General features: G+C 64.6%; 17 protein-coding genes. 8 read left to right on the top strand and 9 right to left on the bottom strand.

Going from position 1 to position 19982, the window contains the following annotated elements:
• The first annotated feature begins 2 nt into the window (after window positions 1-2).
• Window positions 3-911, top strand: coding sequence for a LysR family transcriptional regulator (locus AB5Y70_RS14125; RefSeq protein WP_049636294.1), 909 nt, complete (start codon window positions 3-5; stop codon window positions 909-911).
• 105 nt (window positions 912-1016) lie between these two features.
• On the opposite strand, the gene AB5Y70_RS14120 is transcribed toward AB5Y70_RS14125, so the two are convergent.
• On the bottom strand, window positions 1017-1709 hold the full coding sequence (locus AB5Y70_RS14120; protein ID WP_049636293.1) for a response regulator: 693 nt from the start codon (window positions 1707-1709) through the stop codon (window positions 1017-1019).
• Window positions 1710-1712: 3 nt separating this feature from the next.
• Window positions 1713-3278 carry a sensor histidine kinase gene (locus AB5Y70_RS14115; RefSeq protein ID WP_041213369.1) on the bottom strand — a complete coding sequence of 522 codons (1566 nt, stop codon included), beginning with the start codon at window positions 3276-3278 and terminating at the stop codon, window positions 1713-1715.
• Window positions 3279-3536: 258 nt separating this feature from the next.
• Between AB5Y70_RS14115 and slyA the strand changes: the two genes are divergently transcribed.
• The 4 genes from slyA to AB5Y70_RS14095 all read left to right on the top strand — a co-directional run bounded on the left by slyA (window position 3537) and on the right by AB5Y70_RS14095 (window position 6649).
• Window positions 3537-4010: a transcriptional regulator SlyA gene (gene slyA / locus AB5Y70_RS14110; RefSeq protein WP_010673459.1), complete on the top strand. Its 474-nt coding sequence runs from the start codon at window positions 3537-3539 to the stop codon at window positions 4008-4010.
• 1 nt (window position 4011) lies between these two features.
• Window positions 4012-5067 carry an HlyD family secretion protein gene (locus AB5Y70_RS14105; RefSeq protein ID WP_010673458.1) on the top strand — a complete coding sequence of 352 codons (1056 nt, stop codon included), beginning with the start codon at window positions 4012-4014 and terminating at the stop codon, window positions 5065-5067.
• Window positions 5068-5077: 10 nt separating this feature from the next.
• Window positions 5078-6106 carry a DUF2955 domain-containing protein gene (locus AB5Y70_RS14100; RefSeq protein WP_319872568.1) on the top strand — a complete coding sequence of 343 codons (1029 nt, stop codon included), beginning with the start codon at window positions 5078-5080 and terminating at the stop codon, window positions 6104-6106.
• A gap of 183 nt (window positions 6107-6289) precedes the next feature.
• The gene (locus AB5Y70_RS14095) at window positions 6290-6649 is read left to right on the top strand and encodes an MliC family protein (RefSeq protein WP_010673456.1); all 360 of its coding nucleotides are present in this window, start codon (window positions 6290-6292) and stop codon (window positions 6647-6649) included.
• A gap of 58 nt (window positions 6650-6707) precedes the next feature.
• Here AB5Y70_RS14095 and AB5Y70_RS14090 read toward each other — a convergent pair whose 3' ends face one another.
• The 4 genes from AB5Y70_RS14090 to nrdD form a co-directional block, all read right to left on the bottom strand.
• Entirely contained in the window at window positions 6708-7100 is a 393-nt protein-coding gene (locus tag AB5Y70_RS14090) for an energy transducer TonB (protein ID WP_080988584.1), read from the bottom strand.
• Window positions 7101-7233: 133 nt separating this feature from the next.
• Window positions 7234-7404 carry a YqaE/Pmp3 family membrane protein gene (locus AB5Y70_RS14085; protein WP_010673454.1) on the bottom strand — a complete coding sequence of 57 codons (171 nt, stop codon included), beginning with the start codon at window positions 7402-7404 and terminating at the stop codon, window positions 7234-7236.
• Between the two features lie 57 nt (window positions 7405-7461).
• The gene (nrdG, locus tag AB5Y70_RS14080; protein WP_010673453.1) at window positions 7462-7971 is read right to left on the bottom strand and encodes an anaerobic ribonucleoside-triphosphate reductase-activating protein; all 510 of its coding nucleotides are present in this window, start codon (window positions 7969-7971) and stop codon (window positions 7462-7464) included.
• Window positions 7972-8081: 110 nt separating this feature from the next.
• Entirely contained in the window at window positions 8082-10199 is a 2118-nt protein-coding gene (gene nrdD, locus AB5Y70_RS14075) for an anaerobic ribonucleoside-triphosphate reductase (RefSeq protein ID WP_010673452.1), read from the bottom strand.
• A 439-nt stretch (window positions 10200-10638) separates the two neighbouring features.
• On the opposite strand from nrdD, the gene AB5Y70_RS14070 reads away from it, so the two are divergent.
• Complete coding sequence (locus AB5Y70_RS14070) at window positions 10639-11607, top strand: ABC transporter substrate-binding protein (RefSeq protein ID WP_049636291.1); 969 nt, start codon at window positions 10639-10641, stop codon at window positions 11605-11607.
• A 57-nt stretch (window positions 11608-11664) separates the two neighbouring features.
• Here the strand turns inward: AB5Y70_RS14070 and ligA are convergent, their stop codons facing one another.
• From ligA to AB5Y70_RS14055, 3 genes are all read right to left on the bottom strand, one after another.
• Entirely contained in the window at window positions 11665-13671 is a 2007-nt protein-coding gene (gene ligA / locus AB5Y70_RS14065) for an NAD-dependent DNA ligase LigA (protein ID WP_049636290.1), read from the bottom strand.
• A gap of 99 nt (window positions 13672-13770) precedes the next feature.
• On the bottom strand, window positions 13771-14901 hold the full coding sequence (gene zipA / locus AB5Y70_RS14060) for a cell division protein ZipA (protein ID WP_042864248.1): 1131 nt from the start codon (window positions 14899-14901) through the stop codon (window positions 13771-13773).
• 15 nt (window positions 14902-14916) lie between these two features.
• Entirely contained in the window at window positions 14917-18291 is a 3375-nt protein-coding gene (locus AB5Y70_RS14055; RefSeq protein ID WP_202006983.1) for an AAA family ATPase, read from the bottom strand.
• Window positions 18292-18401: 110 nt separating this feature from the next.
• Here AB5Y70_RS14055 and cysZ point away from each other — a divergent pair, with 110 nt between their 5' ends.
• Together cysZ and AB5Y70_RS14045 are read left to right on the top strand one after the other, a co-directional pair.
• Window positions 18402-19166, top strand: coding sequence for a sulfate transporter CysZ (gene cysZ / locus AB5Y70_RS14050; RefSeq protein ID WP_010673447.1), 765 nt, complete (start codon window positions 18402-18404; stop codon window positions 19164-19166).
• A gap of 134 nt (window positions 19167-19300) precedes the next feature.
• On the top strand, window positions 19301-19915 hold the full coding sequence (locus AB5Y70_RS14045) for a trimeric intracellular cation channel family protein (protein ID WP_010673446.1): 615 nt from the start codon (window positions 19301-19303) through the stop codon (window positions 19913-19915).
• Window positions 19916-19982: the final 67 nt, after the last annotated feature.

Genomic DNA, 19982 nt, shown 5'->3' with positions numbered 1-19982 from the left:
CTATGCACGATCCCCTGCTCTGGGACGACGCCCGCGTCTTCCTGGCCATCGCCCGCAGCGGCACCCTGAGCGGTGCCGCCCACGCCCTTCGCATGGGGGTGGCCACCGTCTCCCGGCGCCTGGACCGGCTGGAGGCGGCCCTCGGCCTGCCCCTGTTCAGCCGCCACCAGCAGGGCTATCGCCTGACCGACGACGGGGAAGCCCTGCTTGAGCGAGCCGAGGCGCTGGAACATGCGGGGCTGGCCTTTGGCGAGGCGGGGCAGTTGCAGGGACAGGTGGCCGGCACCGTGCGCCTCGCCACCGCAGAGAACCTGGCCAATCCCCTCATCATCCCCTCCCTGCCGACGCTCTTTGCCCAGCACCCCGAGCTGAGGGTGGAGCTGGTCACCGGGGTGCAGACGGTGAACCTGCACCGGCGCGATGCCGATCTCGCGGTGCGCATGGTCAAGCCCGATGCCGGCCACCTCACCCTGCGGCGCCTGGGCACCCTGGGCTTTGGCCTCTACGGGACCGGCGCCTACCTGGATGCCCGCAGCCCCGGGGTGGATGCCGCCAGCTTCGATCAGGATGACTTCATCGGCTGGAACGAAACCCAGAGCCACCTGCCCGCCGCCAGATGGATGACCCGCATGCTGCGCGGCCGCCCCTGCCGGGTGGAGACCGGCACCCTGGCGGCCCAACTCGCCGCCGCCAAAGCCGGCCTCGGGCTCGCGGTGCTGCCCCACTACCTGGCCCGCCAGACTGATCTGGTCTGCCTGCTGCCGGAGCTCGGAGTGGATCAGCCCATCTGGCTGGTGCTCCACAGCGATCTCGCCCACTCCCGGCGGGTGCGGGCCGTGGCGGATCACCTCATCGCCCTGTTCGAGCGCGCCCGCTCCGCCCTGCACCCCTTCTCGGGCGACCCCAGATAAAGGGGCCGGGTCGCATCGGGGCAAAACAAAAGGGAGCTCAAAGGCTCCCTTTTATCTGCGCAGCATGGTGTGCGCGGCCTCTTCGGCGTTGTGCCCGCGACGGGGTCACGACTCCCGGCGCCAGTGGTAACGCCGCTCCGGGCGGCCACGCTGGCCGTAGTTGAGCTCCACGTCCAGCCGATCTTCTGACTCCAGAAACTCCAGGTAGCGGCGGGCCGTGGTGCGACTCAGGGAGAGGCGCAGGGCCACGGTGTCGGTGGAGAAGGTGTTGTCCGGCTCCCCCGCCAGCAGATCCAGCACCTGGCGCAGGGTGATGGCGTCGATCCCCTTGGGGGTTTCCCGCGCCTCCCGCCCCTGGTTGCGCGCCTTGCCCATCAGGCGGTCCAGGTCGCTCTGGGCCAGCTCCCCCGGCTCGCACAGGCGGCGATGGAGGACCAGGATCTCCTCCAGGCTCTGCTGGATGCGAAACAGCCGCAGCGGCTTGATGACGTAGTCCTGCACGCCCAGGTTGAGGGCCTGCTGTATGGTCTCCACGTCGCAGGAGGCGGTCACCATCATCACCATCACCTCCCGGTTGTGGCTGCGCAGCCGGCTCACCCACTCCAGGCCCGAGCCATCGGGCAGGGAGATGTCGACCATCAGCAAGCTGGGCTCGCTCCCTGCCATCAGGCGATCCGCCTCGGCCAGGGTGCCGGCCCGCCCCATCAGGGAGAACCCGGCCGTGGAGGAGACCAGCTCCCCCAACATGGCGCCTATCCGCTCGTCATCCTCGATAATCAGCGTGAAGATTGGCTTCATGACTTACACCAATTGGTTTTTATTCAAATAGATACCGAACAGGGTCGTCTGCTCGGCGGTGCGGCGCCATTCTATCACGCCCCCCCGCCTGGCCACCGTCTTCTTGACCAGGAAGAGGCCGACCCCGTGATCCCCGGTCTGGCGGCTGACACCGTAGTCGAACAGGTGATCCGCCAGCGCCTCGTCCACCCCCTCGCCACTGTCCTCCACCTCGATCACCAGCCGCCGCCCCAGATCATCGAGGGAGAGCAGCACCCTGGGAGCGGCGTGCTCGCGGTTCCCCCAGGCGGCGCGAATGCCGTTGTCCAGCAGGTTGCCGATGCAGGTGATGAGATCCGCCGACACCTCGGCCGGATACTCCCCGAGGGCCGACCCCGCATCCAGCACCAGCTCCACCCCCAGCTCCCGCGCCCGGCTGAACTTGCCGAGGATGAGCCCGGCCACCGGCTTGTTCTCGATGACCCGCAGCAGATCCTGCAACATGTTCTGGCAGGCTTCGTTCTCCTGCTGGATGAGGTCTACCGCCTGATCCACGTGGCCGAGCTGGAGCAGGCCGGAGAGGCTGCTGAGCTTGTTGGCGAATTCATGGGTCTGGATGCGCAGCATCTCGCCGTACTGGCGCAGGTGGGTCACCTGCATGCCCAGGCTGCCGGTGCCGTCTGGCCGGCTGAAGATGAGCATGCGCCCCGGCTCGCGACCGCTGAGCTCCTGCCAGTGGCCGACGAAGTCATCCCCCTGCACGGTGAACCTGACCGCCCCCCCTTGCTGCAACGTGGGCACGAGGCCGGGGGCCAGCTCCGCTAGGGAGCGGCCCAGCAGGGCGTGGCGCCCAGTGCCGGGCAGTCGCAACTGATAGAAGGCGGCGCTGTTGAGCATGGTGATCCTGTGCTGGTTGTCCAGGGCCACTATCCCCTCCGAGATCCCCTCCAGCACCAGATCCTGCTGGGCGAAGCGATTGGCGATGGTCTCCGGCTCCAGATCCAGCAGGGTGCGGCGCAGCAGGTGCTGCACCCAGAGCGCCAGCAGCAGGCCGCACCCCAGCACCGCTGCAATGGCGCCGACCAGCAGGGCGATCCGCTCCTGATAGGTGCCCTCCACGGTGCGCATCAGATAACCCACCGCCACCGCGCCGATGGCCTGGCCATCGGGCCCCACCACGGGAGCGAAGCAGCGGATGGCGGGGCCCAGGGTGCCCACGTCCCGGGAGCAGTAGCTCTCGCGCGACTGGAGTGCAGGCCAGATGTCCTCCCCCCGGAAGGTCTGGCCCACCAGCTCGGGCGAGGGGTGGCTCAGGCGCCTGGCATGTTCGTCGGTCACCACCATGTAGGCGGCATCGGTGCGGCTGCAGATCCCCTGCACATAATCCCGCAGCCCGGGATCGCTCCCCTTCTCCAGGGCCTGGACCACCCGGCTGTCCGCCGCCAGCACCCGGGCCAGATCGCTCCCCTTCTCCTTCAGGTTGTTCTCCAGCAGGTGGCGCATGAAGAGGGCGAGCAGACAGCCCAGGATCAGGATCAGCAGCAGTGACAAGCCAAGCGAGAGGGTGACTAGCTGGTGGCGCAGTTTCATCGTTCAACCTTGCAGCGGACGGGAAAGCCCAGGGTGAGGGTGTCGCCCCGCCGGGTCAATGGCCAGCCTGGCGCACCTCAAAGGTGGCCACTCTAACGCCTCCTCCGGCCGTTGTCGGTTAGCTGGCCCGCAAAGCCATATAAAAACTTAAACACCACGGCCCGGGCAAAAAACCTGAACGTGAGCTGTATCACACTATTTACTTAGCCTGCGAAATAAATATAATGCTTCGCAAGCTAAGTAATTGAGGTGCCCGTCATGAAAAAGGATCTGGAGATGTTGCGAGAACTCTCCCTCGCCGAGCAGCTGGGGCGATTGCACCGGCTCTGGCGCACCGTGGCCGATCTCGAGCTGGCGCCTCTGGGGCTCACCCATCCCCGCTGGACCGCCCTGTGGAAACTCAGCCGCCTCGGCGGCCACCTCAGCCAGAAGACCCTGGCCGAGGCCCTGGAGATAGAGCTCCCCTCCCTGATGCGGACCCTGGGTCAGCTCGAGGAGCAGGGGCTGATCGAGCGCCATTGCTGCAGCCAGGACAAGCGGGCCCGCATCGTCACCCTGACCCCGGCGGGCAAGGCGCTGCTCGATCAGATCGAGGGCCGCATCATCGCCGTGCGCCGGGAGCTGCTCACCGGCATCAGCCAGCAGGAGCTGGCCCAGTTTGAAGACATTGTGCACCGCATCTCCGCCAACGCCCTCGGCAAGATAGCCGCACAGCATGAAGAGAGAGAATAAGATGACACCGGATCAACAATTCAAGCGCTGGATAAAGTGGGCCATCGTCTGCTTCGTCCTGGTGTTTGGCTACTTTCTGCTGGCCGACATCAAGATGCCCCTGACCCCCCAGGCCATGGCCACCCGGGTCGTCACCCGGATGGCCCCCCAGGTCAGCGGCAAGGTGGTCGAAGTCGCCGTCGCCAACAACCAGCATGTCAAGCAGGGGGATCTGCTGTTCGCCCTCGACCCGGAACCCTTCCAGCTCGCCGTGGATCAGGCCAGGCTCGCCCTGGATCAGGCCAGGCAGCAGAACCGCCAACTGGACGCGACCCTGACCGCCTACGAGGCGGAGTACAGCTCGCTGCGCACCCAGGCCGACCAGAAACAGCGGGAAGCGGCGCGCATCGACGCCCTTTACCGCCGTCACATGGTCTCTGAACAGCAGAAAGATGACGCCGACAGCGCCGCCCGCACCGCCCGTGCCAACCTGCTCGGCAGCCAGGCCCGGGTAGAGCAGGCCCGCGTCAACCGCGGCTTGCCAGGGGAAGACAATCTGCTGCTGCGCCAGGCCCGCAACCGCCTCGCCCAGGCCGAGCTCAACCTCGCCTACAGCCGGGTTCATGCGAGCCAGGACGGCATCATCACCAACCTGCAGCTCAAGCCTGGCAGCGTGGCCAATGCGGGCTCCCCCCTGCTGGCCCTGGTCTCCGAGCAGGTGGACGTGATCGCCGATTTTCGCGAGAAGAGCCTGCGCCACGTCAGCGCCGGCAGTCAGGCCCTCGTCGCCTTCGACGGCGAGCCCGGTCGTCTCTATCCTGCCCGCGTCGCCAGCCTGGATGCCGGGGTCAGCGCCGGCCAGTTTGACGCCAACGGCCAGCTTGCGAACCCCGTCGAGTCCGATCGCTGGGTACGGGATGCCCAGCGCCTGCGCCTGCACCTGACCCTGGAGCAACTGCCCGCCCACCTGCCGGCCGGGGCCCGCGCCACGGTGCAGCTGCTGCCGGACAACACCCTGACCGGGCTGCTGGCCCGAGGCCAGATCCGTCTGCTCAGCCTGCTGCACTACATCTATTGAGATGACGACCATGAACCTGTGGCACAGACCTCTCACCCCCAACGAACTGCGCCAGTGTCTGCGCATCGCCTTTGGCTGTACCCTGGGGTTTGTGCTGTGCAAGATCTTCGGCTGGAGCAACGGGGTCTTCTTCACCGTCACCCCGGTGCTGCTGCTCGGCCTGGTGCCGGTGATGAACGGTCACGCCGCCCGCCAGCTCATCGCCTCCGCCGCCATGTGCGGTCTGGAAGTGGGGCTGCTCGGCGGCCTGTTCGGCGGCCACCCTGGGCTCATGACCCCCCTGGTCTTTTTGCTCTTCCTCTACCGTTTCGTCGCCATGTCCCGGGGCAGCCTGTTCCTGTTCGGTGCCAACGGGGTGCTCAGCCTCAGCATCATGCTGCACTTTGCCAGCTACCCCGGGATTGATCTGAACGACCTCATCTTCAGCAATCTCTGGGCCAGCGTCCTGTCGGTGCTCATCGCCTATCTGATGACGGCCCTCATTCCGGACGTGGAGGAGCGCCCCAGGCCGGCCCCCTCCCCCAAGGCGCCGCACCGGATGCGCCACGAAGCCCTGCTGGGGGCGTCCATCGCGACCCTCTCGTTCCTGGTGTTCCAGATCTTCGATCTGCGCGACTCCATGTCCGCCCAGGCCACCACCCTGCTGCTGCTCTTCCCCATGCACTGGAACGGCGCCCTGGACTATGCCCGCAAGCGGGCCATGGGCACCCTGCTGGGGGTGAGTTTCGGCATCCTGGGGCAGCTGGTGCTCTATGACTGGTCCGGCTTGCTGCTGCTGGTGACCCCGGTGCTCTGGCTCGGCGCCATGCTGTTCAGCTATGCCCATGTGAAGGAGGCGAGCGGCTCCGGAGTCGGCTTCGGTGCCCTCACCACCCTCGGCATCCTGTTCGGCCAGTACCTGACCCCGGGCAACGACCTAGTGTTCAGCGCCCTCTATCGGGTGAGCAGCATCCTCTTTGCCATCGTGGTCACCCTGCTCGCCTGCTACCTCATCCACCGGCTGCTCAATCGCTTCGAGGCGACACGGTTCGGCCACTGACCCTTTTCTGCAGCCATTGGACGGCTCCCTTTCGCCCCGCTTGCCTGCCGGGGCGTTTTTTTGCCTGCTCCACGGACCGGAGGGAGACGGACGCATCCCGACGCAGGGCTCCCGCCACGAGGTTGCAGTTGTGCCTCATCCTGTTAGGCTCAAGGCCATATGACACCGTTGTGAGGATCAAACATGAAACACGCCAAGCTCTTTCTACTGGGGGCGGGCGCCATCACCCTGCTCGGCGGCTGCGATCTGGGCAGCGGCAAGCTGGGAGTGACCGGCGGCGATCCCGTCACCTATCTGTGTGAACAGAACCAGAAAGTGCAGGTTCGCTACTTCTCCCTCTCGGACGAGAGCCTGAACTTCGTCAAGCTCTCCCTCCCCGATGGCAAGGATTACACCCTGCCCCAGGCGGTTTCCGCCTCCGGCGCCCGCTATACCGACGATCACGAGGTGGTCTGGTGGAACAAGGGCAAGGAGGGGTTCGTGGAGATGCGCGATGACGCCGGGGAGTGGCAGAGCCGCTACAACGACTGCAAGGAGCAGTGAGCCTCGCCGCCATGGCACCTCGCAACAATAAAACACCCCGGCCAGGCCGGGGTGTTTGTCATTTCACTTCCACTTCAAATCGGGCCACTACCCGAGCCGGAATGGCTTGCGGATTCTGCTCCGATGGCCGGTAGCGCAACTGCGCCAGCCCGGAGATGGCGATAAGATCCAGCACGCCGGGCGGCTCGGATGCCAGCACCTCGGGGCTGAACAGCTCGCCATTGGAGTCGATGAGATAGCGAAGGGTCACATAGCCCTTCACCGGCCTCTCCTTTGGCAGCCCGCCGACCGGATTGAAGTCTCTTATCTGCTCCACCTGAACCCAGTATCTGGGCAGCTCTTCCCAGACGATATCCACCGGAGGCTGATTCAGCTTGGCGGTGGGGCTGGCACAGCCCCCCAGCAGGGCCAGGGCGGCCCACAGCAACAACCCTTTCACACGCACTGACATTCCCTCTTCGTTGTATCGCTCGATTCCATGAGCGACGCGCCAGTGTCAGGCAAAGGGGCTCATCCGGGAAGCCCCCATCTGGCAGGCAAAAAAAAGCCAACCCCGGAGGGCTGGCCTTGTGATCTCTCACGGCTCAGGCGCGCTTGTCGCTTACCACCAGCCAGAGGGCATGAACCATGCCGGGCAGACCGCCCAGCAGGGTCAGCACTATGTTGATGAGGAAATGGAGGCTGAAGCCTACCTGGATAAAGGCGCAGACCGGGGGGAGAAAGATGGCCAGCAGGATCTTGAGCAGATTGTTCATCGGGATTCCTCGTGTAAACAGCGCTTGGGGTTGGCCTAACCATAAACACCCAAGGCCTCAACTGCAAACCAGACAGGGGATCCGCTCTCCTCCTTTCCGCCATGCGTTGAGGTCGTGAACCATCTGGTTGCTGCTGCCACGCCAGAGCAGACCGGGATCCGCCAGGGCCTTCTCGAACCTGCCATCCACCAGCACGTCCAGCAAGGCCACCAGCTCCCGCTGGGCCGGGCTGAGATCGGCCAGCAGATAGCCGGTCCAGCACCAGATGTCCTTGCCGGGGCACTCGGCCCGCACCCGCTTCACCAACGCCAGCACATGCGGCACGTTGGCGGGGTGGAGCGGATCGCCGCCGGAGAGCGACAGTCCGCGCCGCTTGATGCGGCTGTCGTTGAGATCGTGAATGATGCGATCGCTCATCGCCTCATCGAACGGCTTGCCCCCATCGAGCCGCCAGGTGCTCTGGTTGTAGCAGCCGGGGCACTGGTGCTCGCAACCCGACACGAACAGGGTGGCGCGGGTGCCGGGGCCGTTGATCACATCGACCGGGTAGTACTGGTGGTAGTGCATTCGAGTTCTCTGGGTTAACGGCCAACCCCCTCCCAACCTCCCCCTTCGAAAGGGGGAGGAGCTTCTTTGCCCCCCCTGCCAAGGGGAGGGCTGGGGTGGGGTCTGCTCGCTTACATATGCTTGACGCGGCGTTTGACCTCTTCCTGCTTGCCCGCGTTGAAGGGGCGCGCATCCGGGCTGCCGAGATAGCCGCACACCCGGCGGGTCACCGACACCTTGGCGGGGTCATGGTTGCCGCAGCGCGGGCAGGTGAAGCCCTTGGAGGTGCACTCGAACTCGCCGGTGAAGCCGCAGTCGTAGCACTCGTCGATGGGGGTGTTGGTGCCGTAGTAGGGCACCTTGTCATAGCTGTAGTCCCAGACGTTCTCCAACGCCTCCAGGTTGTGCTGGATGTTGGGGTACTCGCCGTAGCAGATGAAGCCGCCGCTGGCGATGGGCGGATAGGGCGCCTCGAAGTCCAGCTTGTCGTAGGGGTTCACCTGCTTCTCCACGTCCAGGTGGAAGCTGTTGGTGTAGTAGCCCTTGTCGGTCACCCCGGCCACCACGCCAAACTCCTTGGCGTCGATGCGGCAGAAACGGGTGCAGAGGTTCTCGCTCGGGGTGGAGTAGAGGCTGAAGCCGTAGCCGGTCTCCTCCTTCCACTCGTCGGTGGCCGCCTTGAGCCGCGCGATGATGGCGATGGCCTTCTGGCGCAGGGTCTCGCTGTCGAACAGGTGGACGTCTGTGCCATAGAGGGCGTTGATGGTCTCGTGTACCCCGATGTAACCCAGCGAAATGGAGGCGCGGCCATGTTTGAAGATCTCGCTGATGTTGTCATCGGCCTTGAGGCGCACCCCGCAGGCCCCCTCCATGTAGAGGATGGGGGCGACCCGGGCCTTGACCCCGTCGAGGCGCTTGATGCGGTACATGAGCGCTGTCTTGGCCACCCGCAGGGCGGCATCCAGTTTGTCCCAGAAATCCGCTTCATCGCGGGATTTCAGGGCAATGCGCGGCAGATTGAGGCTCACGACACCTAAGTTGTTGCGCCCCTCGTGGACCAGCTCGCCATTCTCTTCAAAGGCACCGAGGAAGGAGCGGCACCCCATGGGGGTCTTGAAGGAGCCGGTCACCTTGACCACCTGGTCGTGGTTGAGGATGTCCGGGTACATCCGCTTGGAGGCGCACTCCAGCGCCAGCTGCTTGATGTCGTAGTTGGGATCCCCCTGCTTGTGGTTCAGGCCATCCTTGATGGCGAACACCAGTTTCGGGAAGACGGCGGTCTTCCTGTTCTTGCCAAGGCCGGCGATGCGGTTGCCAAGGATGGCGCGCTGGATGAGGCGCGATTCCCAACTGTCCCCCAGGCCAAAGCCGAAGGTGACGAACGGCGTCTGACCGTTGGCGGTGTGCAGGGTATTGACCTCGTATTCGAGGGACTGGAAGGCGTCGTGGCACTCCTTCTCGGTGCGGGCCATGGCATAGGCGTCCACATCCTGGATCCCCCACTCCTCGGCCACCTCCCGGTGCTTGTGCCAGCTGATGGTCACATAGGGTGCCAGCACCTCGTCGATGCGGTTGATGGTGGTGCCGCCATAGATATGGCTCGCCACCTGGGCGATGATCTGGGCGGTCACCGCGGTGGCGGTGCTGATGGATTTGGGAGTGTCTATCTCCGCGTTGCCCATCTTGAAGCCGTGGGTCAGCATCCCCTGCAGATCGATCAGCATGCAGTTGAACATGGGGAAGAAGGGGGAGTAGTCGAGATCGTGGAAGTGCAGGTCGCCGCTCTCGTGGGCCTGCACCACGTCACGGGGCAGCATGTGACTGATGGCGTAATGCTTGGCGACGATGCCCGCCAGCAGGTCACGCTGGGTCGGGATCACCTTGGAGTCCTTGTTGGCGTTCTCGTTGAGCAGGGCCGCGTTGGTCTGCTCCACCAGGCCGCGGATCTCCTGGGCCAGGCGACCCCTGGCCTCGCGGGCCTGATCCCGGTCGTGACGGTATTCGATGTAGGCACGGGCGATGGCCTTGTCGTCGGAGGCCATCAGGTGGTTCTCGACCCGGTTCTGGATCTCGTGGATGTCTACCTCCCCTCGCCCCTCCAGCTCCTGGCTGACAGCGGCGGCAATGCGCTCTGCCAGCGCCGGACTGGCCTGATTGACCGCTGCCGCCGCTCGGCTGACCGCATCGCGGATCAGTTGGCCATTGAATGGTGCACGACATCCATCGCGTTTGATCACTACCGGTTTCATCGATTTTCCCCGTATTGAAAGACCTGGTGGCCACCCTCGGCTCACCCTCGTTGAGTCCCCTTCTCCACGCCCGTCCCCGGCGCAAACAAGGTCAGCCAAGGCTTGAAACACCTGGGCTGACACTGAGAGGGCGACCACTTATGCACAGCTTTATGACACTATATATGGGTGTTTTTTTTATGCTTACCCCTATATGTGGGGTCTATTAGGCACCAAAGCGGTACCCTGTTTCTTGATCCAGAACAGGTTTTGGAAGGAGTGGGGCAGTTCACGACCAGTGCCAAAAGGCGCTCTTTTTGCTCACCCCAGACGGGATGCGGGCTCCCGCCCGGCAAGGGATAAAAAGAGAGGAGCACGCCTTCCGACAACAATTGACCGAGGCACCAGAGAGCGGGAGAGCACATACTGGGGAACAGTCTGTCCCTTGCGGAAAAAACACGTGACCAAGGTCTTGCTCCTGCTCTCCCTCCTCTCCCTCCCGCTGCTGGCCGCCGAGATCCTGGTGATCAGCAGTTATCACCAGAGCAACCAGTGGGATCAGAGCTACAGTGCCGGCCTCGAGCAACACCTCAAGCAGGCGCATCACCTCGGCTATCTCTATCTGGACACCAAGCGCCAGCCCGGCCAGACCCGTGACGAACTGCTCGCCAAGGGAATGGCCGCCTACCGGACCCACCAGCCGGCGCTGGTGATCCTGGGGGATGACAACGCCATCAACGCCCTCGCCCGACCCATCGCCGCCCGGGGAACGCCCGTGGTGTTTCTCGGGATGAACGAGAATCCGCGCCCCAAGGGGCTGGTCGGCCACCCCCTGATCACCGGCGTACTGGAACACCCCCTGCTCAAGCGCAGCATCAGCGAGATGAGTCAGTTGATGGGAGGGCTGGAGCGTGCCCTGGTGCTGTTTGACGAAAGCGAGGTGTCCCGCACCGCCGTCGCCCACGAGTTCAAGGGGCGAGGCGAGCTGACGATCGGTCAGACCCGGGTCAGCAGCCGCCAGTTCACCGACTATGGACACTGGCAGGAGGCAGTGCTCGCCAGCCGGGAAAACGGCTATCAGGCGCTCTTCCTCGGCCTCTACCACACTCTCACCGACGCTCAGGGCCAGCATGTAAGCGAGCAACAGGTACTGGCATGGACCAGCGCCAACAGTCCGGTGCCACTGTTCTGCTTCTGGGCCTTTGCGGTGGGCAGGGAAGCCGCCATCGGCGGTCTGGTGCTCGACGGCCACAGCCAGGGAGAGAGAGCCGCCGAACTGGCCAATGCCATCCTCTCGGGCACGGCGCCCGGCGCCCTCTCCCCCCGCGCCGCATCCCGCGGGGAATACCTGTTCAGCAAGAGCGAACTGGCACGCTGGCACCTGACGGCTCCCGATGCCTGGCAGGACAAGGTGAGCTACGTCGAGTGAGCCCACCAACGACAAACCCGGCCAGTGGGCCGGGTTTGTCTGCTCAAACGTGCATCCTCAGGGCTGAATGGCCGCCTGCAACTCGGCTTCGGTCCAGATGGTGATCCCCAGCTCCTGGGCCTTGGCGAGCTTGGAGCCTGCCGCCTCCCCCGCTACCAGCACGTCGGTCTTGGCCGACACCGAGCCCGCCACCTTGGCCCCCAGGGCCTGCAGCGCCGCCTTGGCGTCGTTGCGGGACAAAGCGGTGAGGGTACCGGTCAGCACGAAGGTCTTGCCGGCAAAAGGTTGATCGCTTGCCTCCTTCTTCTCGATGGCCGGCCAGTGGATCCCGGCGGCCAACAGGGCGTCGAGCACCTCGATGTTGTGGGGCTGGCGCAGGAAGTAGTAGACGTGCTTGGCCACTATGTCTCCCACGTCGGCCACTTCCAGCAACTGCTCCACCGAGGCTGCGCGCAGGGCATCAAGAGTGAGGAAGTGGTTGGCGAGGTTCAAGGCGGTCGCCTCCCCTACTTCGCGGATCCCCAGGGCAAACAGGAAGCGGGGCAGGGTGGTGCTGCGGGCGGCATCGATGGCGGCCACCAGGTTGAGGGCCGATTTTTGCCCCATCCGCTCGAGACCGGCCAGCTGGATGGCGTTGAGGCTGAACAGGTCCGCCGGGGTCTTCACCAGCCCCTTGTCCACCAGTTGCTCCACTATCTTGTCGCCAAGGCCATCCACATCCATGGCGCGACGCGCCGCGAAGTGCTTGATGGCGGCCGCCCGCTGGGCCTCGCAGAAGAGACCGCCGGAACAGCGGGCCACGGCCTCCCCTTCCAGCCGCTCCACCGCCGAGCCGCACACCGGGCACTCGGTCGGGAAGAGGATCTCGCGGGCATCCGCCGGGCGCTGCGCCTCCACCACAGCCACGACCTGGGGGATCACGTCCCCGGCCCGGCGCACGATCACGGTGTCGCCGATCATCACGCCAAGGCGCGCGATCTCGTCCGCATTATGCAGGGTAGCGTTGGAAACGGTGACGCCGCCGACAAACACCGGCTTGAGCTTGGCTACCGGGGTGATGGCACCGGTGCGGCCCACCTGGAACTCGACGTTCTCAAGCGCCGTCATCTCCTCTTCGGCCGGGAACTTGTGGGCAGTGGCCCAGCGCGGCGCGCGGGCCACGAAACCGAGCTCCCCTTGCAGGGCGATGTCATCCACCTTGTAGACCACGCCGTCGATCTCGTAGGGGAGATCCCCGCGACGCGCCAGGATATCATCGTGAAACGCCTGGCAACCGGCGGCCCCCTCCTTGAGCTTCACCTCGGGGCTGAGCGGCAGCCCCCAGGCCTTGAGCTGATTGAGGCGACCGAAGTGGGACTCCCCCAGCTCGTCGCCACCGACTCCCACGCCGTAGGCATAGAAGCTGAGGGGGCGGCTGGCGGTGATGCGTGAATCGAGCTGGCGTAGGCTGCCGGCAGCGGCGTTGCGCGGGTTGACGAACACCTTCTCCCCCGCCGCCAGCGCATCGCGGTTCATCGCCTCGAACCCCGCCTTGGGCATGAAGACCTCCCCACGCACCTCCAGCCGCGCAGGCCACCCCTGGCCGCGCAGGGTCAGGGGAATGGCCTTGATGGTGCGCACGTTCTCCGTGATCTCCTCCCCCGTGGTGCCGTCCCCGCGAGTGGCGGCCTGTACCAGCTGGCCAGCCACGTAGAGCAGGCTCACCGCCAGACCGTCGAGCTTGGGTTCGCAACAGAAGGTGAAATTCACCTCCCGCTTGAGGCGATCACTCATGCGTTGCTCGAACGCCTGCAACTCCTCGCTGCTGAAGACGTTGTCCAGACTCAGCATGGGGATCTCGTGGCGTACCTGCTTGAAGGCGGTCAGCGGCTGGCCTCCCACCCGCACGCTCGGCGAGGCCGGGGTTTTCAGCTCGGGATGCTCGGCCTCCAGCGCAATCAGCTCGCGCATCAGGCGATCGTATTCGGCGTCCGGCACCGTGGGGTTGTCCAGCACATAGTACTGATGGCCGTACTCGGTCAGCAGCTCACACAGTTGACGGTGGCGGGAGAGGATATCGCTCATGAAAAAGTCTCGAAGTGTGATGGAACATTCAGTCTGGGGCAGAAACAAAAATGCGGCACCGGGGTACCGCACTTTTCATTGTTCAAGCCCCATGGCGCATCAGTCGCGGCTGGCCTCGTAGGCCGCCAGCTCGTGACGGTAGCGGGCGATGTCGTCGTCGCTGAGGGGACTGCGCGAGGCGTCGGTCAGCATGGCATCGAGATCGCTCGCCAGCTGATCCGCGGCCTGCAACATGTGCTCGAAGGCGAAGGCGGCATTGCTGCGAAGGGGCAGTTGCATGAAGAGGGACACACCCGGGGTGCTGAACTGCTCCATGCGATAGGGGTTGAAGGTACCCGGCTTGACCATGTTGATCATGGAGAAGAGCACTTCCCCCTTGCCGCCCAGATCTTCGTGACGGTGGAAGATGTCCATCTCGCCAAACTTGAAGCCCAGCGCCAGCAGGGAAGAGAGCAGGGTCGCCCCTTGCAGATCGTGGCCGGGACGGGCCATCAGGTTGATGACATAGACATCCTGCCAGATCTTCTCGACCGGGGCCGGAGCGGGTTCTGGCTCGGCTGCGTGAACCGGCTCTTCATAGGCTGGCTCGTCATCGTAAGCGGGCTCTTCATAAGCCGGCTGGGCGTAGCGGGGAGCCTGCTGGGCAACCGGTGCCGGCTCGCGTGCACCGAAGGTCGGCGCCTGGGCATAGGCCGGCTCCACCAGCGGCTCTTCGTCCAGCGGCTGCATCATGGGCTCGCGCTGCGGACGGGAACGGTGTACCGGGGTACGGCGGATCACCTGGGCAGGTTTGCGCACCGGCGCGGCAGGGGCCTCTTCAACAGGGGCGGCAACCGGCTCTTCATAGTCCTCTTCTTCCTCATACACAGGCTGAGGGGGGACAGGGCGAGCGGCAGGCTTGCGCACCACGGGAGGCGGCAGATCGGCGTCGTCATCTTCATCATCGAAGGCGGGAACGGGGGCGACACGGCGGGGTTCGGGCTGACGGGCCTCGTCGCTGCGCAGTTTGGGCTCGGCACGACGGCCACCGCTCACCACACGCACCTGACCGATGCCATCGCTGTCGAAGGCGTCGTTGTCACGCTCACGGGACTTGGACTCCATCCGACCCAGGGGTTTCTCCTTGATCGGTGCCTGACGATTCTTTCTGTTGCTCCACAACCCGTGAATGAGCAATGCCGCGATGGCAATACCGCCCAGGGCAACCAAGATGTAACGCAATTCCTGCATTAGCTGCTTCTCTTTCTAGTTTTGCTCAGCCAAAGCGACGGCTTCACCGATATCGACCGACACTATGCGCGAAACCCCGGGCTCTTGCATCGTGACGCCAACCAGCTGCTCGGCCATCTCCATGGAGACCTTATTATGACTGATGTAAACGAACTGTACTGTGCTCGACATCTCTTTGACAAGAGAACAGAAGCGACCGACGTTCACTTCATCGAGCGGTGCATCCACCTCATCCAGCAGACAAAATGGTGCTGGATTGAGTCTGAAGATGGCGAAAACCAGCGCAAGGGCGGTTAGCGCCTTCTCCCCCCCGGAAAGCAGGGCAATGGTAGCATTCTTCTTGCCCGGAGGTCTTGCCATGATGCTCACTCCGGCCTCCAAAAGATCATCCGAGGTCAGCTCAAGCCAGGCACTGCCCCCCCCGAACACTTTTGGGAACAGGGATTTTAAATCTTCATTGACCTTATCGAAAGTGTCGCGGAAGCGTATTTGTGTTTCTTTATCAATTCTTTTAATGGCTTGGCTCAAGGTATCGAGGGCCTGCTCCAGATCCTGGCACTGATTTTCCAGGTAGCTTGAACGGGTTTTCGCCTCCTCATACTCTTCCAGTGCCGCCAGGTTGATGGCGCCAAGCGCCTCCACCTGCGCCTCCAGCGTCTGGATCTCCTGGCGCAGCTTGCCGCGATCAGCGGCAATCAGCACCGCCTGATCGAGGTCCACCAGGCGCACGCCCAGCTCTTCGAACTGCTCGTGCAGTCCCTGCCTGCGCGTCAGGTTGCGCTCGCGCTCGAGCCGCAGAGTCGCCAGCTTCTCTTGAATTTTCACCAGCTGCTTGTGATCGGCGCTTCTGGCCTGCTCCAGCTCGGTCAGCTGACGATCCAGCTCCGCGAGCCGCTGGTGACAGGCCAGTTGCTGCGCCTCAAGATTGCGCTGTTCGACCAGCAGGGGCGACAGATCCTGACTCGGAGCGGCCCCTGGCTCCTTGAGTTCCGCCAGCTCCAGGCCGAGACGGGCCAGCTCCTGCTCGCGCAGCGTGATGAGCTGGCGCTGGTTCTGCTGCTCCAGTTGCAACCGCTGGCAGGCTGCCTGCTGCTGCTCCCGGCGAAGGCGCACCTCTTCCAGCGCCCGCTCCGCCCCGCTTACCTGCTCCTGGGCGAGCAGCAGCGCCTCGGCGAGTACCTCCCCCTGCTCCTGCAGCTCGCCAAGGGCCGCTTCATCCTGCTCAAGCCGCTCCCCGGCCGACGCCAGTCGCTGCGCCTCCTCAGCCTGCTCCTTGTCGAGCCGGGTTAGCTCTTCCCCCAGCTGGCCCAGGCGCTGCAAGCGCTCCTGGCGCTGCCCCTCGCGCAGACTCCAGGCTTCGCGCAGTTGCTGCCACTGCTGCTCCTGCTCGCGCAGGGTGCGCTGAGCCAGCTCATGCGCTCCATGCTGCTGGGCCCGCGCTGCATCGGCGGCGACAAGCTGCTCGTCGAGTCTGTGCAGCGCCTCCCGACCCGCGGCCAGCTCGGTGTGCAGCCGTTCACGCTCACCGAGCAACGCCAGCGTACCCAGGGCCATGCCCTCCCCCAGATCCGCCCAGTTGGGGCCGAACCAGTCGCCGGTGGGAGTGAGCAGCGACTCACCGGCAGAGAGGCTGTGCAGGCGGGACAGCGCCTCCTCCCTGCTCTCTGCCAGCCAGATGGCATTGAGGAAAACCGGAATGTGCTCGCCCCCCAGTTGCGCCGCCAGGGTACCGGCCCTGGCTGGCTGGGCCGGGCCAATCCAGAGTCCGGGTTGCGCCAGGTTGCACTCGTCCGCCGGGATTGCGGTGAGCCAGCGGCCGAGCACTTTGTCCAGCCCCCGGGCCCACTCGGGGGAAACCTGCAACCGATCCGCCAGGGTCGCGCCCGCCATCTGCTCCCCCAGGATCTGATCCAGGGTGGCGAGGCGCGCCTCCAGCTCGCGCAGCAGGCCCTGCTGGCGACCCTGCTCTGCCTTGAGCTCTTCATGGCGCGACACACCGGCCTGCCACGCTGCATCGGCTTCCTCATGGCGGGCGCGGGAGAGCGAGAGTTCCGCCGCCAGGGCATCGAGCGCCGGTTGCAGGTTCTCCCCCTCCCCGCCAAGGGGCCCGGCCTGTTCGTCTTCCAGCTTGAGGCGGGCAAGCCGGGTCTTGGCCTGCAGCTCCTGCAGACCGTTCACCTCGGCGCGGGTCTGGTTGAGCCGCCCCTGCAACTGGCCCAGCTGCTGCTGCCACTGCTGCTGACGCTGGCGCGCCTGCTCGAGCCGATCGCCCGCTACCGCACGCACGCTCTGCTGGTCGGTGAGCAACTGCTCACACTGCTCGAGGCGCGCCGACGCCACCTCCCCCTGCAACGTGCTGTCGCCCAGTTGCTCCAGCTGGCCGGCCAGCTGGGCCTTGAGACCGTCGATACGCTCGCCGAGGGACTGCCGCCTCGCCTGCCAGTCGCGGCCAAGCTCGCTCTGGTGCAATTGCTGCTGCTCGAGGCGGGCGATGGCTTGCCCGCCGAGGAAAATCTGCTGCTGGCGGCTCGCCTGCTCGGCCTGCGCCTCCTGGCGGGCCACCGACAGAGTGACGTGGCGTCCTTCGTCTGCGGTGCGCTTGGCATCGAGGGCCGCCAGCGCCTGTTCAGTCTGGGCCAGTTCGGTCTTGGCTTCGCCAAGACGCGTCTCCAGCGCCCACAGTTCCGAGCCGATCAGTTCGCTGCGGGCCGCGCGACTGCGACTCTTGAGCTGCTTGTAGCGCTCGGCGGTCTCGGCCTGGGCCTTGAGGTGCTCGAGGCGTGAGCCCAGTTCGCCGCGGATGTCGCCGAGGCGTTCCAGGTTCTCCTGGGTATGGCGGATGCGCTGCTCGGTCTCCCGGCGCCGCTCCTTGTAGCGGGAGACCCCGGCGGCCTCTTCCATGAACAGCTTGAGATCGGCGGGGCGGGACTCCACCAGCCGGCTGACGGTGCCCTGTTCGATGATGGCGTAACTGCGAGGCCCAAGGCCGGTGCCGAGGAAGAGGTCGGTCACGTCCTTGCGGCGGCACTTCTGGCCGTTGATCTGGTAGTGATTGGATCCGTCGCGCAGCACTTCGCGGCGCACCGAGATCTCGGTAAAGCGGCCGAACTCGCCGGGTACCCGGTTGTGGGGATTGTCGAACACCAGCTCCACCGAGGCGCGGCCATGGGCGCTGCGGTTGATGGAGCCGTTGAAGATGACGTCGGTCATGTTCTCGCCGCGCAGATGGCGGGCGGAGCTCTCCCCCAGCACCCAGCGCACGGCGTCGATGACGTTGGATTTGCCGCAGCCGTTGGGGCCCACCACGGCGGTCATGTCGGCGTTGAGTTCGATGCGGGTCAGCTCGACAAACGACTTGAAACCGGCGAGTTTGATCAATTTCAGACGCATGGCGGCCTATGTGGGTAACGAAATAAAGAGGAGGCGGGCAGGCGACTTTACCAAATCAAAGGCTTGTTTGTAATATGCTGGCACTTTCCCCATTCACTGATGGAGCTCACATGAGCCAATCACCCCACATGGTCAAAGATTCGGTCAGCGGTGCAGACTACTTCCTGCGCGGCTTCTCACTCATCCGCCAGCCCGGCATCCGCACCTTCGTGCTGATCCCCCTGCTGGTCAACTTCGTGCTCTTTGCCGGTGCCTTCTACGCCCTGTTGCTACAACTGGACGGCCTGTTCGCCTGGCTGCACCAGCAGATCCCGAGCTGGCTCTCCTGGCTTGATTACCTGCTCTGGCCCATCGCCCTCATCACCATACTGGTGGTCTTCTCCTTCATCTTCAGTTCGGTGGCCAACTGGATAGCGGCCCCTTTCAACGGCCTGCTGGCAGAGAAGGTGGAACAGATCCTCACCGGTGAAGCCATGAATGACACCGGCATGCTGGATGTGGTGAAAGATGTGCCCCGTACCTTCGGCCGCGAATGGACCAAGCTGAAATACTATCTGCCCAAGGCCATCGGCTGCCTGATCCTCTTCCTGATCCCGGTAGTGGGCCAGACCCTGGCACCCGTGCTCTGGTTCCTGCTCAGCGCCTGGATGATGGCGATCCAGTATGTCGATTATCCGTTCGACAACCACAAGATCGGCTTCATCACCATGCGCGACGCCCTCAAGCAGCGTCGTGGAAAGTGCCTGAGCTTCGGCGCCCTGGTGACCCTCTTCTCCGCCATCCCGGTGGTGAATCTCTTCGTGATGCCGGTGGCCATCTGTGGCGCCACCGCCATGTGGGTGGACCAATACCGCAGCGAGCAACTTGGACGCTGAACCGCGTCATCATGATCAAAAGAGGGGGCGAAAGCCCCCTTTTCATTACTTAATCTAATGCATAACCAAGATAGCTTGTCGCCCCAGCGCAGGGTTGTTAGGATGCGGGCCTTTCTCGCACCCTGGGATATCTCATGTTACATGCACTCTTCTTGCTCGGCCTGGTGGCCGAAGGGATGACTGGCGCGCTGGCAGCGGGTCGGCGACGGATGGATCTGTTTGGCGTCGTGATCATCGCCTCGGCGACGGCCATCGGTGGCGGTACCATTCGGGATGTGCTGCTGGGCCACTATCCCCTGCTCTGGGTCGAGCACCCCGAATACGTGCTGCTGGTGGCGGGCGCCGCCATGGCCGGGGTCATCTCGGCACCGCTGATGCGCTACCTTGGCAAGCTGTTCCTGGCGCTCGATGCCCTGGGGCTCGTGGTCTTCTCCATCTTCGGGGCTGCCCGGGCGCTCGAGATGGGCCACGGGGCCGGCATCGCCTGCATCATGGCCGTGGTGACCGGCGTGTTCGGGGGGGTGCTGCGGGACTTGCTGTGCCAGCGCATCCCGCTGGTGTTCAAGCGCGAGCTCTATGCCGCCGTCTCGCTGATCACCGCAGCGCTCTACTGCTTTGCGCTGCACCATGGGCTGCCCAACGACTGGGCCGCTTTCGGTGCCATCGGCATCGGCTTCGTGCTGCGGCTCCTGGCGGTACGCTTCAAGTGGGGACTGCCCACCTTCAACTATCAGTACGCCACCCATTGATCGCGCCAGTTCCTGGCCATATCGCACGGATAACGAGCATCAAAAAAGCGCCATACGGCGCTTTTTT

This window comes from Aeromonas sp. s1(2024), assembly GCF_040908005.1.
GTDB classification, from domain to species: domain Bacteria; phylum Pseudomonadota; class Gammaproteobacteria; order Enterobacterales; family Aeromonadaceae; genus Aeromonas; species Aeromonas caviae.
Note: the sequence above shows the minus strand (reverse complement) of the source record. Positions and strands in the feature narration are given on the sequence as shown.

What these genes read in the sequence shown, in the direction of transcription:
- zipA (WP_042864248.1), bottom strand. Translation starts at nt 14,901, where the DNA reads ATGCAGGAATTGCGTTACATCTTGGTTGCCCTGGGCGGTATTGCCATC.
- AB5Y70_RS14090 (WP_080988584.1), bottom strand. Translation starts at nt 7,100, where the DNA reads ATGTCAGTGCGTGTGAAAGGGTTGTTGCTGTGGGCCGCCCTGGCCCTG.
- nrdG (WP_010673453.1), bottom strand. Translation starts at nt 7,971, where the DNA reads ATGCACTACCACCAGTACTACCCGGTCGATGTGATCAACGGCCCCGGC.
- AB5Y70_RS14055 (WP_202006983.1), bottom strand. Translation starts at nt 18,291, where the DNA reads ATGCGTCTGAAATTGATCAAACTCGCCGGTTTCAAGTCGTTTGTCGAG.
- AB5Y70_RS14105 (WP_010673458.1), top strand. Translation starts at nt 4,012, where the DNA reads ATGACACCGGATCAACAATTCAAGCGCTGGATAAAGTGGGCCATCGTC.
- AB5Y70_RS14095 (WP_010673456.1), top strand. Translation starts at nt 6,290, where the DNA reads ATGAAACACGCCAAGCTCTTTCTACTGGGGGCGGGCGCCATCACCCTG.
- ligA (WP_049636290.1), bottom strand. Translation starts at nt 13,671, where the DNA reads ATGAGCGATATCCTCTCCCGCCACCGTCAACTGTGTGAGCTGCTGACC.
- AB5Y70_RS14120 (WP_049636293.1), bottom strand. Translation starts at nt 1,709, where the DNA reads ATGAAGCCAATCTTCACGCTGATTATCGAGGATGACGAGCGGATAGGC.
- cysZ (WP_010673447.1), top strand. Translation starts at nt 18,402, where the DNA reads ATGAGCCAATCACCCCACATGGTCAAAGATTCGGTCAGCGGTGCAGAC.
- nrdD (WP_010673452.1), bottom strand. Translation starts at nt 10,199, where the DNA reads ATGAAACCGGTAGTGATCAAACGCGATGGATGTCGTGCACCATTCAAT.
- AB5Y70_RS14085 (WP_010673454.1), bottom strand. Translation starts at nt 7,404, where the DNA reads ATGAACAATCTGCTCAAGATCCTGCTGGCCATCTTTCTCCCCCCGGTC.
- AB5Y70_RS14125 (WP_049636294.1), top strand. Translation starts at nt 3, where the DNA reads ATGCACGATCCCCTGCTCTGGGACGACGCCCGCGTCTTCCTGGCCATC.
- slyA (WP_010673459.1), top strand. Translation starts at nt 3,537, where the DNA reads ATGAAAAAGGATCTGGAGATGTTGCGAGAACTCTCCCTCGCCGAGCAG.
- AB5Y70_RS14115 (WP_041213369.1), bottom strand. Translation starts at nt 3,278, where the DNA reads ATGAAACTGCGCCACCAGCTAGTCACCCTCTCGCTTGGCTTGTCACTG.
- AB5Y70_RS14100 (WP_319872568.1), top strand. Translation starts at nt 5,078, where the DNA reads ATGAACCTGTGGCACAGACCTCTCACCCCCAACGAACTGCGCCAGTGT.
- AB5Y70_RS14045 (WP_010673446.1), top strand. Translation starts at nt 19,301, where the DNA reads ATGTTACATGCACTCTTCTTGCTCGGCCTGGTGGCCGAAGGGATGACT.